Raw genomic sequence first — 14429 nt, 5'->3', positions numbered from 1 at the left:
AGAGCTCCTTACGGATTAGCGGTTTTCCAGACTTGCTGCGCGAGCGTATGGCAGAGCGCTTTCAGTGCCTTTCAGGGCTGATTCCTGCGCGTGTTGACGCAGGTAACCTGGAAGACGCTGGTCTTGCCAGCCGGATTGCCCTTGCAACACACCGTTAGCCATAGGGCCGGTGGTGTCGGAGCTTTCCTTGTAGCCGGCCAGTACCGCTGGGCCTTTGACTTGCGGACCGGCCATGACCGGCTGCTGAGTCTGTTGGGCGAGCTCGGCACCCGCGATTTCGTCCTGGTTGTACAGGCGAACACCGGCCAACACGGCAACAGTCACCGAGGCTGCAACTGCCAGGCGACCCAGGCTACGCCATGGACCACGAGTAGCTTTAGCCGGAACGGCTTCATCAGCCAGCGCAGCAGAAACAGCCGCAGCAATATCCAGACGAGGGATTAGAAGATCCTTGTGCATCACCGCCCGAGCGACTTGGTAACGAGACCAGGTGTCACGGGTTTCGGCATCATCAAATGCATTGAGCACTCGACGAAGTTCCAGTTCATCCGCTTCGTTATCCATCACTGCGGACAGCGATTCCTGCAGGGCATCACGACTCATGGCGGTTCCTCTCTTGGCTGTCGCCGCTGTCTTTAGTTCTCTTGCAACAACGGTTGCAAGGCTTTATCGATGGCTTCCCGGGCCCGGAAAATCCGTGACCTTACAGTCCCCACCGGACACTGCATGACGCTCGCAATGTCTTCGTAACTCAGACCATCGAATTCACGTAAAGTTAACGCCGTACGTAAATCTTCTGGCAGTTGCTGAATTGTGCGATGAACGGTGCCTTCGATCTCGTCGCGCAGCAATGCACGCTCCGGCGACTCGAGATCCTTGAGGCCGTGATCACCATCGTAAAATTCCGCATCTTCTGAACTTACATCGCTATCTGGTGGGCGGCGTCCGCGAGACACCAGATAGTTCTTCGCCGTGTTGATGGCGATGCGGTAGAGCCACGTGTAAAACGCACTGTCACCGCGAAAATTACCAAGTGCACGGTAAGCCTTGATAAAGGCCTCCTGTGCAACGTCCTGCGCTTCATGGGTGTCGTGCACAAACCGCACGATCAACCCGAGAATTTTGTGCTGGTATTTCAGCACTAGCAGATCAAAAGCTCGCTTGTCGCCGCGTTGAACGCGCTCGACCAGCTGCTGATCCTCTTCCTGGGTTAGCATGAACACTCCTCGTTGTACTTGAAGGAGGCTTGCATAACTAAACGATCAGGCTTGCAAACATAGACTCGGTCTTTTCGCAAAAGTTCTCCCCCTTCAAGCAAGTTTCCGGCACGCACTGATTTGGCACACACGAAAAACGCAGTACGGGCAGCGCCGACTGCGCGAATAATCTTGTCGTCGGTTTTCTGACGCGTCCAATGCTCCCGACGGGCCAATAAACTCAACGTTTTCCCAGCTTTCGGGCAACCTGCTATTGAGTCGAGGCTTATGCAAAAAGTTCCCGATTCAATAACCAGCCGATTTTACCCCAAGCTGTGCACCGTAATCTCACATTGCCACGAATGCCCGGCTATTGTGCCGCTCCACCCCTCTATATACTAGTAGCCCGTGTGCCCCTTTGATTCGCCGATCCAGGCGTCCTGTTTGCGCCCCCTCTTCGGATCGCTTTTTGCGGAATCCTTCCAATGAGCCAACAGTTTCAACACGATGTCCTGGTGATCGGCAGCGGCGCGGCCGGTTTGAGCCTTGCGCTGACCCTCCCCGGCCACCTGCGCATTGCGGTCCTGAGCAAAGGCGACCTGGCCAACGGCTCGACATTCTGGGCCCAGGGCGGTGTCGCCGCCGTGCTGGACGACACCGACACAGTGCAATCTCACGTCGAAGACACACTCAACGCCGGTGGCGGCCTGTGCAATGAAGAGGCGGTGCGATTCACCGTCGAGCACAGCCGCGAGGCGATCCAATGGCTGATCGACCAGGGCGTGCCGTTCACCCGTGACGAACACGCAGGCAGCGACGACGGCGGCTTCGAATTCCACCTGACCCGCGAAGGCGGCCACAGCCACCGCCGCATCATCCATGCCGCCGACGCCACCGGCGCCGCCATCTTCAGAACCCTGCTCGATCAGGCGCGCCAACGCCCCAACATCGAGCTGCTGGAGCAACGCGTCGCCGTCGACCTGATTACCGAAAAACGCCTGGGCCTGGAAGGCGACCGCTGCCTTGGCGCTTACGTGCTCAATCGCGGCAGCGGCGAAGTCGACACCTACGGCGCGCGCTTCACCATCCTGGCGTCAGGCGGCGCAGCCAAGGTCTACCTCTATACCAGCAACCCCGACGGCGCCTGTGGCGACGGCATCGCCATGGCCTGGCGCTCCGGTTGCCGCGTGGCCAACCTGGAATTCAACCAGTTCCACCCCACCTGCCTGTATCACCCGCAGGCCAAGAGTTTCCTGATCACCGAAGCCCTGCGCGGTGAAGGCGCACACTTGAAATTGCCCAACGGCGAACGCTTCATGCAGCGCTTCGATCCACGCGCCGAGCTGGCCCCTCGGGATATCGTCGCCCGCGCCATCGACCATGAAATGAAACGCTTGGGCGTCGACTGCGTCTACCTGGACATCAGCCACAAACCCGAAGATTTCATCAAGACCCACTTCCCCACCGTCTATGAGCGCTGCCTGGCATTCAACATCGATATCACCAAAGGGCCGATCCCGGTGGTGCCGGCCGCTCACTACACCTGCGGCGGCGTGATGGTCGACCAGCACGGCCGCACCGACGTGCCCGGCCTGTACGCCATTGGTGAAACCAGCTTCACCGGCCTGCACGGTGCCAACCGCATGGCCAGCAACTCGCTGCTCGAATGCTTCGTCTATGCGCGCTCGGCGGCGGCGGACATTCTCGAACAGCTGCCACGCATTGCGGTGCCTGCCGCCCTGCCCCGCTGGGACGCCAGCCAGGTCACCGACTCGGACGAAGACGTGATCATCGCGCACAACTGGGACGAGTTGCGCCGATTCATGTGGGACTACGTAGGGATCGTGCGCACCAACAAGCGCCTGCAACGCGCGCAACACCGGGTGCGGCTGCTGCTGGATGAGATCGACGAGTTCTACAGCAACTACAAGGTCAGCCGCGACTTGATCGAATTGCGCAACCTGGCCCAGGTCGCCGAACTGATGATCCGCTCGGCGATGGAGCGCAAGGAGAGCCGCGGCCTGCATTACACCCTCGACTACCCCCAGATGTTGCCCGACGCCCGTGACACTATCCTGGTGCCAACCACCTACGGCGGCTGAACTTCAGGCGAACCCGCAGGCGCCGGTGTACGTCGGCCGCCTGCGCATCCCTGGGCACACACATCGAACGCGCCCACCACCCACCCTGCACCCTATAGCGCAGCACTACGACCAGCGGCAACGCCAGGCTGTCGGGAAGTAGCTGCACGCTGTGCCAGCCCCGCTCCTCACTGAACAGGCACCAGCCATCGTCATCGCGACGCAGGCCACGAATCGACGAACGGTGAGTCAGCAGGATATGGCGCGGCAGCACCCAGGCGGCATGAGCCAGGCATAACAGCATGGCGAGGCTTGAATACGTCAGATCGAGCAACGAAAGCGCACCCAACGCGAACAGCTGGGCAAGGAGATACGCCGCCAGCAACAGCCGTGAGGCCTGCCAGCGGCATTCGAAGCGATTACTTGGGCTGGACACGGTCCAGGATCATCCGGACCATGCGCTGCAGCTCCGGATCTTCAGATTCGGCGCGCTCCATGAACCAGCCGAACATGTCCTGATCCTCGCAAGTCAGCAGCCTGACGTAGAGGTCGCGGTCCACCTGGTTGAGCGTCGCGTACACTTCCTTGGTGAAAGGCACCAACAACACATCCAACTCCAGCATGCCACGACGGCTGTGCCAGTAGAGGCGATTGATTTCAACTTCTTCGACCATGGAGCGCTCCTCAAATAGGCGGCAAGTATACAGCCCCGACGGCACCGGAACAGTCGGCTTTGGTCGCCCCCTACGGAAACTATCCATTTGCCGGGCGCCCCTCTATGATGCACCCATGACTTTTTGACCTGCGATGACCCATGGCTGACTCTGCTTTCTTCTGCCCCCTGTCCCACGAAGGCGTTCTCGCCGTCCGCGGCGCTGACGCTGCCAAATTCCTTCAGGGCCAACTGACCTGCAACCTCAATTACCTGAGCGACACCCAGGCGAGCCTCGGTGCGCGGTGCACGCAAAAAGGGCGCATGCAGTCGAGCTTCCGCATCCTGCTGCAAGGTGACGGCGTGTTGCTGGCCATGGCCACCGAGCTGCTGGAACCGCAACTGGCAGACCTGAAGAAATACGCCGTATTCTCCAAATCCAAACTCACCGACGAAAGTGCCGACTGGGTGCGTTTTGGCCTGGCGAATGCCGACCAGGCCTTGTCCGGCCTTGGTCTGGAACTGCCGGCCGAGACCGACAGCGTTGCCCGCACCGATACCTTGATCGCTGTTCGTGTGTCCCCCGGCCGCGCCGAACTGTGGGCGCCCGCCGAGCACGCCGATACGCTGCGCAGCCAGCTGACAGAACGGCTGCAACAAGCGGACTTGAATGAATGGCTGCTGGGGCAAATCCGCGCCGGCATCGGCCAGGTCATGCCGCAAACACGCGAACTGTTCATCCCACAGATGCTCAACCTGCAAGCCGTGGGCGGCGTCAGCTTCAAGAAAGGCTGCTACACCGGCCAGGAAATCGTCGCGCGCATGCAGTACCTGGGCAAACTCAAACGTCGCCTGTACCGCTTGAGCCTCAATGCGACTGAAATGCCCGCGCCAGGCACACCGCTGTTTTCACCCAGCCATAACAGCGCGATCGGCGAAGTGGTCATTGCCGCAAAAGCTGACCAGAGCGTTGAACTTCTGGCCGTATTGCAAGCCGAAGCTGCCGATAGTGGCGATGTGCATTTAGGCAATCTGGAAGGTCCCGGCTTGCAACTGCTTGACCTGCCTTACACGCTCGACCGTGATCGAGAGATCCAGCGTTAGTCGCCGCACCCTTTTGCAACACCCTAGAGATCATGAATGAACAAGCTGGCGGAAAAAGTCCAACAGGCTTTAGTGACGGCCATCGATAACGATGACCTGGTTCTGCCGACATTGCCGGAAGTGGCCCTGAACATTCGTCAGGCCGCCGAAGACCCGGAAATCAGCATCAGCCACTTGAGCAAAGTGATCGGTCGCGATACCGCGCTGTCGGCGCGCCTGATCAAAGTGGTCAACAGCCCGTTGTTGCGCGCGACCCAGGAAGTCACCGACCTGCACACCGCCATCACCCGGCTGGGCACCAACTACAGCAGTAACCTGGCGATCGGCCTGGTGATGGAGCAGATCTTCCACGCCCGCTCCGACGTGGTCGAACAAAAGATGCGTGATGTGTGGCGCCGCAGCCTCGAAGTCGCGGGCGTGAGCTACGCCTTGTGCCGCAGCCATAGCCAGCTCAAGCCGGACCAGGCCGCCCTCGGCGGCCTGGTGCACCAGATCGGCGTGCTGCCGATCCTGACGTATGCCGAAGACCACTACGAGCTGCTCGCGGACCCGGTCAGCCTCAACCACGTCATCGAGAGCATCCACCCGTTACTGGGTGACAAACTGCTGGGTGGCTGGGACTTCCCGGAAATGCTGGCAAAACTGCCCGGCCAATACCTCGACCTGGAGCGCGATTCGCCCAGCCTCGACTACATCGACCTGGTGCAGGTCGCCGTGCTGTATTGCCATCGCGGCACCGATCACCCGCTGGCCAACATAGCGGTTTCCACGCTGCCGGCGATCAAAAAGCTGCGATTCGACCCCTACAGCGACGCCTTGCGGGCCGAGTTGGATGAAGCCCGCTCGATGTTCTACTGATCAACCCGCGATAAAACTCACCCGCACCTTCAACCCGGCCTGCTCCCCATCGTGCAGGCTGATCTGCGCCAGGTGCGCCCGGCAGATTTCGCCGACAATCGCCAACCCCAGCCCCGAGCCCATGCCCTGCTGACTGCGTCGGTAAAAACGCTCGAACACCCGGTCCCGCTCGTCCAGCGGAATGCCTGGACCATCATCTTCCACTTCCAGCACCGCCGGCGCCGTCACCCGCAGGATCACATTGCCACCCGGTGGCGTGTGGGCCAGGGCGTTGTCCACCAGGTTGCTCAACAGCTCATTCAACAGGGTGGGCTCACCGCGCAGCCACACCGGCTCATCGGCCTCCAGCGCCAATGCCACGCCACGTGCGTGAGCCAACGGTGCCATGGCCATGCCCAGTTCACGGGCCAATTGGCTGAGGTCGAGTAACTGTGCGCCACCCTCGGCAATCGCGCGGGCACCATTTTCGATGCGGGCCAGGGATAACAATTGATTGGCCAGATGAGTCAGGCGGTCAGTGCCCTGGGCGGCGGTTTCCAGGGTGCTGCGCCACGTGGCGGGCTCTTCGGCACGCAAGCCCAGTTCGAGCCGGGCCTTGAGCGCGGCCAGTGGCGTACGCAACTCATGGGCAGCGTCGGCAATAAACTGCGCCTGGCGCTCGAACTGGCCGCGCAAGCGCTCGGTGAAGTGGTTGAGGGACCGCACCAGCGGGCCAAACTCGTGCTGCACTTCCACCAAGGGCAACGGCCGCAGATCGTCGGGTTGACGCTCTTCCACCGCCGTGCGCAATCGCTCCAGCGGGCGCAATGCCGCGCTCACCGCAAACCACACCAACAACAAGGCGCCAATCGCAAGCATGCCCAGGCGCAGCAACGTGTCCGCTGCCAGGCTGCGGGCCATGCTGACGCGTGCTTCGTCGGTTTCAGCCACGCGTATCTCCGCCATGCCGTTCATGTTCGGCTCGGAAACGGCCTTGAGCAGGCTGACCACCCGCACTTCCTGGCCTTGGTAGATGGCGTTGTAGAACCGTGCCAAGGCCGGGTAATCATCGGTTCGTGGTGTACCCGGCGGCGGGCCTGGAAGGTTTTCGTAGCCAGAGATCAACTGCTGGTTGATGTCATTGACCTGATAGTAAATACGCCCGGCGCTGTCGTACGCGAACGTGTCGAGCGCGACGTACGGCACATTGGCGCTGAGCGTACCGTCCACCTGGGTCAACCCGGCGGCAATGGTGCGCGCCGAGGCCAGCAGCGTACGGTCGTAGGCCGTATCGGCGGCCTCGCGACCATTCCAATAGGCACTCAGGCCACTGGCGATCATCAACAACACCAGCAACAGCGCCAGGTTCCACAACAGGCGCCAGCGCAGGCTGCTGGGCTTATGCATCGCGGGCTTCCAGCAAATAACCAAGGCCGCGGAAGGTCACGATGGCGATGGGCTGGCCGTCGAGCTTCTTACGCAGGCGATGCACATAGATTTCGATGGCGTCGGGGCTGGCCTCTTCGTCCAGGCCGAATACCTGGGAAGCCAACTGCTCCTTACTCATCACCCGGCCCGGACGGGCGATCAGCGCCTCAAGCACCGCTTGCTCACGGGAAGTAAGCGTCATCAGCTCGCCGCCCACGGTAAAACGCCGGGTATCGAGGTCATACACCAGCACACCACAGGCCTGCTGACGCTCACCGCCCAACACGCTGCGCCGCAGCAACGCCTTGACCCGCGCCTCCAACTCCGTCAGCTCGAAAGGTTTGGCAAGGTAGTCGTCCGCCCCCAGGTTCAGGCCGTGCACGCGGTCTTTCACGTCACTGCGCGCCGTCAGCATCAGCACCGGCAGATTTTTCCCACGGGCCCGCAGGCGCGCGAGCACCTCGAAACCGTCCATGCGCGGCAGCCCCACATCGAGGATCGCCGCGGCGTATTCCTCACTGCTCAGGGCCAGGTCCGCGGCCACGCCATCGTGCAGCACGTCAACGGTCAAACCCGTGCTCTTGAGCGCTTGCGCGACACTTTCAGCGAGTTGCAGATGGTCTTCAACCAGCAAGACACGCATGGATTTCTACCTCAGTCAGGGGTGGTTAGCACCACGCTTTGCCGGGCAGTTTACAGGCGCCGACTGCCCTGTGAAGCCCGAAAACATTGAAACGCAGCTGAAAGGTTAGTGAAAGCTTCGCCCTTTAGCATCCAGTCACGGTGGTCTATGCCCGCCGAGTTGCCTGAACCGCAGCGCCCGAAAAACGCCTCGAAGCGTTTTCGCCAAAATAAGAACAATAACGGAGTACACAACGATGCTGTCGACACAGCCCCAGGCCCCCTCGCCTGTTCGTTCTTCTCGCCTGACCCAGACCGCCCTTGCCAGTGCTGCTACCCTTGCCGGCTTTTCGCCGCTTAGCCAGGCTGCCTTCTTCGAGGACAGTAGCGCGACCCTGGAAACCCGCAACATGTACTTCAACCGCGACTTCCGCGACGGCACTAGCGCGCAGCAATCCAAGCGCGATGAATGGGCCCAGGGCTTCATGCTCAACCTGCAATCGGGCTACACCGACGGCACCGTCGGTTTCGGCGTGGATGCACTGGGCATGCTCGGCGTCAAGCTCGACTCAAGCCCCGACCGCACCGGCACCGGTCTGCTGCCCACGCATGACGACGGTCGCGCCGCCGATGAGTACTCCAAGCTGGGCCTGACCGGCAAAGTGAAGATCTCGGCCACCGAGCTGAAAATCGGCTCGCTGATCCCCGAACTGCCGATCCTCAAGCCCAACGACGGTCGCATCCTGCCGCAGACCTTCAATGGCGGCCTGATCACGTCCAAGGAATTCAAGAACCTGGTGTTCACCGGTGGTCGCCTGGACAAAGCCAAGGACCGCGACGACAGCAACTACGAAGACATTGCCCTCAACAACAAGAACAGCCGCTTCCTCAACGGGGCCACCGGCAAGCACTTCAATTTCGGCGGGGCCGACTATAAGTTCGCCGACAAAATCACCGGCAGCTACCACTTCGCCCAACTCGACGACGTGTACCGCCAGCACTTCCTCGGCCTGGTGGCCGCGCGCCCGATGGGCCCCGGTACGTTCGGCACCGACCTGCGCCTGGCGATCAGCGATGACACCGGCAGTGCGCGTGGCGGCAAGATCGACAACACCTCCCTCAACGGCCTGTTCAGCTATGCCCTCAATGGTCATAAGCTCAGCGCCGGTTACCAGCACATGTCCGGTGACAGTGCGTTCCCGTATGTGGATGGCAGCGACCCATACCTGGTCAACTTCGTGCAGATCAACGACTTTGCCGGCGCCGAAGAGCGCTCCTGGCAAGCGCGCTACGACTACGACTTCGCCAAGCTGGGGATCCCCGGCCTGAGTTTCATGAGCCGTTACCTCTCAGGTGACAACATCAAGCTCAAGAACGGCGAGACGGGCAAAGAGTGGGAACGCAACAGCGAGATCAAGTACGTGGTACAGACCGGCACGTTCAAAGACGTGGCCGTGCGCCTGCGCAACGCCACCTACCGTTCCAACTACTCAGCCCGTGATGCGGATGAAATGCGCTTGCTGGTGAGCTATAGCGTTGCGCTTTGGTAGTAACAACTCATAACAACAAAGACGGAGATAACCATGACCCCTTCACTGCGTAAATTGGCCCTCGCCGCCGGCTGCATGCTGTTCGCCGGCCAACTGCTGGCCGCCGACGAACCCAAGCGCCCGGAATGCATCGCCCCAGCCTCGCCTGGCGGTGGTTTTGACCTGACCTGCAAACTGGCGCAAAGCGCGCTGGTCAACGAGAAACTGCTCAGCAAGCCGATGCGCGTGACCTACATGCCTGGCGGCGTAGGCGCGGTGGCCTACAACGCCGTAGTGGCCCAGCGTCCTGCAGACGCCGGCACCTTGGTGGCCTGGTCCAGCGGTTCGCTGTTGAACCTGGCCCAGGGCAAGTTCGGTCGTTTCGACGAAAGCGCCGTGCGTTGGTTGGCCGCCGTCGGCACCAGCTACGGGGCTATCGCGGTGAAAGCCGATTCGCCCTACAAGAGCCTCGACGATCTCGTCAAAGCACTGAAGAAAGATCCGGGCAGCGTGGTGATCGGTTCCGGCGGAACCGTCGGCAGCCAGGACTGGATGCAAACCGCGCTGATCGCCAAGGCCGCCGGGATCAACCCGCGCGAACTGCGTTACGTGGCACTCGAAGGCGGCGGTGAAATTGCCACCGCCCTGCTCGGTGGCCATATCCAGGTGGGCAGTACCGACATCTCCGACTCCATGCCGCACATCTTGAGCGGCGACATGCGCCTGCTGGCGGTGTTCTCCGAGCAACGCTTGGACGAGCCGGAAATGAAGAATATTCCGACCGCCAAGGAGCAAGGCTACGACATCGTCTGGCCAGTGGTACGTGGCTTCTACCTAGGGCCAAAAGTCAGCGATGCGGACTACGCCTGGTGGAAAGACGCCTTCGACAAACTGCTGGCCTCCGAGGAGTTCGCCAAGCTGCGTGACCAGCGCGAGCTGTTCCCGTTCGCCATGACCGGCCCGGAGCTGGACACCTACGTGAAGAAACAGGTGGCTGACTACAAAGTGCTGGCCAAAGAGTTCGGCCTCATCCAGTAATCGCCCCTCTGTGGGAGCGGGCTTGCTCGCGAAAAACGTCAACGATGACGCGTGTGGCCTGATACACGCGACGTCCTTGCGTCCTTCGTGAACAAGCGCGCGCCTACAAGAGTCTCCAAGGAGTTTCCTATGCTCTTACAACGCATTTTCGCCGCCGTGCTGTTGCTCGCCTGCGCCGGCCTGGCGCTGATGGCCTGGCCGTATCAAGCGTCGTTTTCCTACGAGCCGGTAGGGCCACGTGCCTACCCGCTGCTGATGCTCGGGCTGATGAGCCTGGCACTGATCTACATGCTGTTTCGTCCACAGCCGACCCAGCACACCGAAGAAGAGCCCGCGCTGGACCGCGACACCCTGATCAAGATCGGCGTGTGCGTCGCGCTGTTGATCGTGTTCGCCGCCACCTTCGAACCCCTGGGTTTCATCCTCAGCAGCATGCTGATCGGCATCCCGATGGCGCGCCTGTATGGCGGCCGCTGGGTGCCCAGCGTGGTGATCGTCAGCCTGATGGCGATTGGTCTTTATCTGCTGTTCGATAAAGCCATGGATGTGCCGTTGCCCCTCGGCCTGCTCGACGTTCTGGAGAACTGATATGGATACTTTCGGCTACTTGGGCCAGGGCTTCGGCGTTGCACTGTCCCCTTACAACCTGGTCACCGCACTGTGCGGCACCCTGATCGGCACTGTCGTCGGCCTGTTGCCGGGCCTGGGCCCGATCAACGGCGTGGCGCTGCTGATCCCCATCGCCTTCGCCCTGGGCCTGCCGCCGGAATCGGCGTTGATCCTGCTGGCAGCCGTGTACCTGGGCTGCGAATACGGCGGCCGTATCAGCTCGATTCTGCTGAACATCCCAGGCGAAGCCTCCACCGTAATGACCACCCTCGACGGCTACCCGATGGCCCGTAAAGGCCTGGCTGGCGTGGCACTGTCGTTGTCGGCGTGGAGTTCGTTCATCGGTGCGTTTATCGCCACCTGCGGCATGGTGCTGTTTGCGCCGCTGCTGGCTAAATGGGCGATTGCCTTCGGCCCGGCGGAATATTTCGTACTGATGGTGTTCGCGATTGTCTGCCTGGGAGGCATGGCCGGTGACAAACCGTTGAAGACCTTTGTGGCGGCGCTGATCGGCTTGTTCCTATCTGCGGTGGGCATCGACGCCAACAGCGGCGTGTACCGCTTTACCGGCGATAACATTCACCTCACCGACGGCATTCAGTTCGTGGTTTTGGTGCTGGGCCTGTTCTCCATCAGCGAGATTCTGTTACTGCTGGAAAAAACCCACCGTGGCCAGGAAGCGGTAAAAGCCACCGGGCGCATGATGTTTAACCTGAAGGAAGCCGGCGCCGTCTTCGTCGTCAACATCCGCTGCGGTCTGCTTGGCTTCATCATGGGCGTGTTGCCGGGTGCCGGTGCTACCTTGGCCTCGGCCGTTGCCTACATGACCGAGAAACGCCTGGCCGGTGCCAGCGGTAAATTCGGCCAGGGCGACATGCGCGGCCTGGCGGCTCCGGAAACGGCCATCGGCGCCTCCGCCTGCGGCGCCCTGGTGCCGATGCTGACCCTCGGCGTACCCGGTTCGGGCACTACGGCGGTGATGATCGGCGCATTGTCGCTGTACAACATCACCCCGGGCCCGCTGCTGTTCCAACAGCAACCGGACATCGTCTGGGGCCTGATCGCGTCGTTGTTCATCGCCAACATCATGCTGGTGATCCTCAACATCCCGATGATCCGCATCTTCACCCGTATCCTCGCCGTGCCGAACTGGGCGCTGGTGCCGGTGATCGCCATCATCACCGCGATTGGTGTGTACGCGGTGCACGCCACCACGTTCGACCTGTTCCTGATGGTCGGTATCGGCATCTTCGGTTACATCCTGCGCAAGCTGGACTTCCCGCTGTCGCCGGTGCTGCTGGGCTTTATCCTCGGCGGCTTGATGGAGCAGAACCTGCGCCGTGCGCTGTCGATCTCCAACGGTGACCTGCAGATCCTCTGGTCGAGCCCGATCACCTTTGGTGTGTGGGTGCTGACCGCGCTGATGCTGGCCTTCCCGCTGATCCGCATCTACCGCAAACGTGCCCTGCAGCGTCGTGCCGTGGCCGATGTCTGAGGTCACCTTTAAACAATGGTGGGGAACACCGCTGGTCGGCCTGGCCGGCGGTTACCTGGCCAGCCTGGTGGGCTGGCCTTTGCCGTACATGGTCGGCTCGTTGCTGGCGATCATTCTGGTGCGCTGCCTAACCCCCTGGCAGTTGGCGGAGATCCCCGGCGGGCGCAAATGCGGCCAATGGGTAGTGGGCATTGGCATCGGCCTGCACTTCACGCCGGTGGTGATCGAGCAGGTGATGAGCCACTTCGGGCTGATCTTTTTCGGCGCGCTGGTCACCAGCCTGTCGAGCGTGGTAGGCGTATGGTTAATGCGCCGCAGCGGTGAAGACCGCGCTACCGCGTTCTTCTCCAGCATGCCGGGCGGTTCCGGCGAGATGGTCAACCTCGGCGCCCGCAATGGCGCCGTGCTCAGCCGTGTCGCGGCAGGGCAGAGTCTGCGCGTGCTGGTGGTGGTGCTGTGTGTGCCGGCGATCTTCAAGTACCTGCTGGAAGGCGGTACACCGCAGTTTCATCCGGCGCCCGTGAGCTGGCCTTGGCTGTTAGCGCTGTTTCCGATGGGCGCACTGGTCGCCTGGGGCTGGCAGCGTTTGCGTCAGCCGAACCCTTGGTTGTTCGGGCCGTTGTTGGTGAGTGCGACGGCCAGCGTCGTCTGGGACCTGCATATCGGCCTGCCCGACGGCGGCAGCCAGATCGGCCAGTGGTTGATCGGCAGCGGTTTGGGGTGTCACTTCAATCGGCAGTTCTTCCGACGTGCGCCTTCTTTCATGGGCCGTACCTTGATTGGCACGGCCTTGACCATGGCGCTGGCGACATTGGCGGCGGTAGGGTTGAGCGCCCTGACCCATCTGGACCTGCGCTCGCTGACCCTGGGCATGATGCCCGGCGGTATCGCCGAAATGAGCCTCACGGCCGAGACCCTGCAACTGTCGGTGCCATTGGTGACGGCGATGCAGGTGATGCGTTTACTGTTTGTGTTGTTTCTGGCGGAGCCGCTGTTCAGGCACTGGAACCGCCAACCCGAGAAGATCTAAAGGCTGTCACCGTTCAACAGGTGGGTGGGAGCAAGCCCCCTCCCTCCCAGACTTGATCAGCGACAGCCGTTAGAGCGGCGGCAAGCGCCACTCAATCGGCGTCTCGCCATTCTGCTCAAGAAACTTGTTGGTGCGGCTGAAATGCCCGCAACCCAGAAACCCGCGATACGCCGACAACGGCGACGGGTGCACCGACGTCAGTACCAGATGTTTGGTCGCATCGATCAGCTTCTGCTTGCCCTGGGCATGTGCGCCCCACAGCAAAAACACCAGATGCGGCTGATGCTCGCTGACCACTTCGATAATCCGATCGGTAAAAAACTGCCAGCCCTTGCCCGCATGGGCATTGGCATTGGCGCGCTCGACGGTCATGGTGGTATTGAGCATCAGCACGCCCTGGTCGGCCCAGCTTTGCAGGTAGCCGTGATTGGGGATGTCGATGTTCAGGTCGCGCTTGAGCTCTTTATAGATATTGACCAGTGACGGCGGCGCCGGCACGCCCGGTTGCACCGAGAAGCATAGGCCGTGGGCCTGGCCAGGGCCGTGGTACGGGTCCTGGCCGAGGATCACCACTTTCACTTTGTCCAGCGGCGTGGAATTGAGCGCGTTGAAAATCAACGGGCCGGGCGGGTAGATCTCTTTGCCGGCGGCATGTTCCTGGCGCAGGAACTCGCGCAACTGCGCCATGTACGGCTGCTCGAACTGATCCCGCAGGGCGTGTTTCCAGCTGGGTTCGAGTTTGATACGGTCGTCTTCGGTCATGGTTGAATAGTCTTGTCAAAAAGAATGAGGCGAACCCTAGGAAAGCC

General features: G+C 61.4%; 15 protein-coding genes. 8 read left to right on the top strand and 7 right to left on the bottom strand.

The genetic code is table 11. The features are described 5' to 3' along the window. Positions 1 to 15: 15 nt before the first annotated feature. The gene (locus ACI512_RS11170) at positions 16 to 603 is read right to left on the bottom strand and encodes a sigma-E factor negative regulatory protein (RefSeq protein ID WP_012722767.1); all 588 of its coding nucleotides are present in this window, start codon (positions 601 to 603) and stop codon (positions 16 to 18) included. 32 nt (positions 604 to 635) lie between these two features. Continuing rightward, the gene (gene rpoE / locus ACI512_RS11165; RefSeq protein WP_003172477.1) at positions 636 to 1217 is read right to left on the bottom strand and encodes an RNA polymerase sigma factor RpoE; all 582 of its coding nucleotides are present in this window, start codon (positions 1215 to 1217) and stop codon (positions 636 to 638) included. 464 nt (positions 1218 to 1681) lie between these two features. Here rpoE and nadB point away from each other — a divergent pair, with 464 nt between their 5' ends. Then, the gene (gene nadB / locus ACI512_RS11160; RefSeq protein WP_236379677.1) at positions 1682 to 3298 is read left to right on the top strand and encodes an L-aspartate oxidase; all 1617 of its coding nucleotides are present in this window, start codon (positions 1682 to 1684) and stop codon (positions 3296 to 3298) included. Here nadB and ACI512_RS11155 read toward each other — a convergent pair. Both ACI512_RS11155 and ACI512_RS11150 read right to left on the bottom strand, forming a co-directional pair. Further along, a complete protein-coding gene (locus tag ACI512_RS11155) occupies positions 3267 to 3713 on the bottom strand; it encodes a protein YgfX (protein WP_236379678.1) in 447 nt (148 codons plus the stop codon). The genes nadB and ACI512_RS11155 overlap by 32 nt on opposite strands. Next, positions 3697 to 3951 (bottom strand): succinate dehydrogenase assembly factor 2, encoded by a 255-nt coding sequence (locus tag ACI512_RS11150; RefSeq protein ID WP_012722757.1) that lies wholly within the window; start codon positions 3949 to 3951, stop codon positions 3697 to 3699. The genes ACI512_RS11155 and ACI512_RS11150 overlap by 17 nt, the downstream gene beginning before the upstream one ends. Before the next feature lie 140 nt (positions 3952 to 4091). On the opposite strand from ACI512_RS11150, the gene ACI512_RS11145 reads away from it, so the two are divergent. Both ACI512_RS11145 and ACI512_RS11140 read left to right on the top strand, forming a co-directional pair. Further along, the gene (locus tag ACI512_RS11145; protein WP_236379679.1) at positions 4092 to 5033 is read left to right on the top strand and encodes a folate-binding protein YgfZ; all 942 of its coding nucleotides are present in this window, start codon (positions 4092 to 4094) and stop codon (positions 5031 to 5033) included. Positions 5034 to 5069: 36 nt separating this feature from the next. Further along, positions 5070 to 5891, top strand: coding sequence for an HDOD domain-containing protein (locus tag ACI512_RS11140; protein WP_012722755.1), 822 nt, complete (start codon positions 5070 to 5072; stop codon positions 5889 to 5891). On the opposite strand, the gene ACI512_RS11135 is transcribed toward ACI512_RS11140, so the two are convergent. Both ACI512_RS11135 and ACI512_RS11130 read right to left on the bottom strand, forming a co-directional pair. Next, positions 5892 to 7277: a sensor histidine kinase gene (locus ACI512_RS11135; protein ID WP_064055052.1), complete on the bottom strand. Its 1386-nt coding sequence runs from the start codon at positions 7275 to 7277 to the stop codon at positions 5892 to 5894. Continuing rightward, positions 7270 to 7941 (bottom strand): response regulator, encoded by a 672-nt coding sequence (locus ACI512_RS11130; protein WP_010212220.1) that lies wholly within the window; start codon positions 7939 to 7941, stop codon positions 7270 to 7272. Before ACI512_RS11130 ends, ACI512_RS11135 begins: the two co-directional genes overlap by 8 nt. 235 nt (positions 7942 to 8176) lie before the next feature. On the opposite strand from ACI512_RS11130, the gene ACI512_RS11125 reads away from it, so the two are divergent. From ACI512_RS11125 to ACI512_RS11105, 5 genes are all read left to right on the top strand, one after another. Continuing rightward, positions 8177 to 9469: an OprD family porin gene (locus ACI512_RS11125; RefSeq protein ID WP_236379681.1), complete on the top strand. Its 1293-nt coding sequence runs from the start codon at positions 8177 to 8179 to the stop codon at positions 9467 to 9469. Positions 9470 to 9502: 33 nt separating this feature from the next. Continuing rightward, positions 9503 to 10486, top strand: a complete 984-nt coding sequence (locus ACI512_RS11120; protein WP_064055049.1) for a tripartite tricarboxylate transporter substrate binding protein — start codon at positions 9503 to 9505, stop codon at positions 10484 to 10486. Positions 10487 to 10615: 129 nt separating this feature from the next. Further along, positions 10616 to 11074 carry a tripartite tricarboxylate transporter TctB family protein gene (locus ACI512_RS11115; protein WP_043204945.1) on the top strand — a complete coding sequence of 153 codons (459 nt, stop codon included), beginning with the start codon at positions 10616 to 10618 and terminating at the stop codon, positions 11072 to 11074. A gap of 1 nt (position 11075) precedes the next feature. Continuing rightward, on the top strand, positions 11076 to 12590 hold the full coding sequence (locus tag ACI512_RS11110) for a tripartite tricarboxylate transporter permease (protein WP_012722750.1): 1515 nt from the start codon (positions 11076 to 11078) through the stop codon (positions 12588 to 12590). Continuing rightward, positions 12583 to 13620, top strand: a complete 1038-nt coding sequence (locus ACI512_RS11105; RefSeq protein ID WP_064055047.1) for an AbrB family transcriptional regulator — start codon at positions 12583 to 12585, stop codon at positions 13618 to 13620. Before ACI512_RS11110 ends, ACI512_RS11105 begins: the two co-directional genes overlap by 8 nt. A gap of 69 nt (positions 13621 to 13689) precedes the next feature. Here the strand turns inward: ACI512_RS11105 and ung are convergent, their stop codons facing one another. Next, positions 13690 to 14382, bottom strand: coding sequence for a uracil-DNA glycosylase (gene ung, locus ACI512_RS11100; protein ID WP_064055046.1), 693 nt, complete (start codon positions 14380 to 14382; stop codon positions 13690 to 13692). Positions 14383 to 14429 lie beyond the last annotated feature (47 nt).

It is taken from the genome of Pseudomonas petroselini, from assembly GCF_045037875.1.
GTDB lineage: Bacteria > Pseudomonadota > Gammaproteobacteria > Pseudomonadales > Pseudomonadaceae > Aquipseudomonas > Aquipseudomonas petroselini.
The sequence above is the reverse complement of the archived record's forward strand: the minus strand, read 5'-3'. Positions and strand labels throughout refer to the sequence as shown.

Excerpts from the sequence above, each read along its gene's own strand:
- ACI512_RS11125 (WP_236379681.1), top strand. The coding sequence starts at position 8,177 with ATGCTGTCGACACAGCCCCAGGCCCCCTCGCCTGTTCGTTCTTCTCGC.
- ACI512_RS11120 (WP_064055049.1), top strand. The coding sequence starts at position 9,503 with ATGACCCCTTCACTGCGTAAATTGGCCCTCGCCGCCGGCTGCATGCTG.
- nadB (WP_236379677.1), top strand. The coding sequence starts at position 1,682 with ATGAGCCAACAGTTTCAACACGATGTCCTGGTGATCGGCAGCGGCGCG.
- ACI512_RS11170 (WP_012722767.1), bottom strand. The coding sequence starts at position 603 with ATGAGTCGTGATGCCCTGCAGGAATCGCTGTCCGCAGTGATGGATAAC.
- ACI512_RS11110 (WP_012722750.1), top strand. The coding sequence starts at position 11,076 with ATGGATACTTTCGGCTACTTGGGCCAGGGCTTCGGCGTTGCACTGTCC.
- ACI512_RS11150 (WP_012722757.1), bottom strand. The coding sequence starts at position 3,951 with ATGGTCGAAGAAGTTGAAATCAATCGCCTCTACTGGCACAGCCGTCGT.
- ACI512_RS11130 (WP_010212220.1), bottom strand. The coding sequence starts at position 7,941 with ATGCGTGTCTTGCTGGTTGAAGACCATCTGCAACTCGCTGAAAGTGTC.
- rpoE (WP_003172477.1), bottom strand. The coding sequence starts at position 1,217 with ATGCTAACCCAGGAAGAGGATCAGCAGCTGGTCGAGCGCGTTCAACGC.
- ung (WP_064055046.1), bottom strand. The coding sequence starts at position 14,382 with ATGACCGAAGACGACCGTATCAAACTCGAACCCAGCTGGAAACACGCC.
- ACI512_RS11135 (WP_064055052.1), bottom strand. The coding sequence starts at position 7,277 with ATGCATAAGCCCAGCAGCCTGCGCTGGCGCCTGTTGTGGAACCTGGCG.
- ACI512_RS11105 (WP_064055047.1), top strand. The coding sequence starts at position 12,583 with ATGTCTGAGGTCACCTTTAAACAATGGTGGGGAACACCGCTGGTCGGC.
- ACI512_RS11145 (WP_236379679.1), top strand. The coding sequence starts at position 4,092 with ATGGCTGACTCTGCTTTCTTCTGCCCCCTGTCCCACGAAGGCGTTCTC.
- ACI512_RS11140 (WP_012722755.1), top strand. The coding sequence starts at position 5,070 with ATGAACAAGCTGGCGGAAAAAGTCCAACAGGCTTTAGTGACGGCCATC.
- ACI512_RS11115 (WP_043204945.1), top strand. The coding sequence starts at position 10,616 with ATGCTCTTACAACGCATTTTCGCCGCCGTGCTGTTGCTCGCCTGCGCC.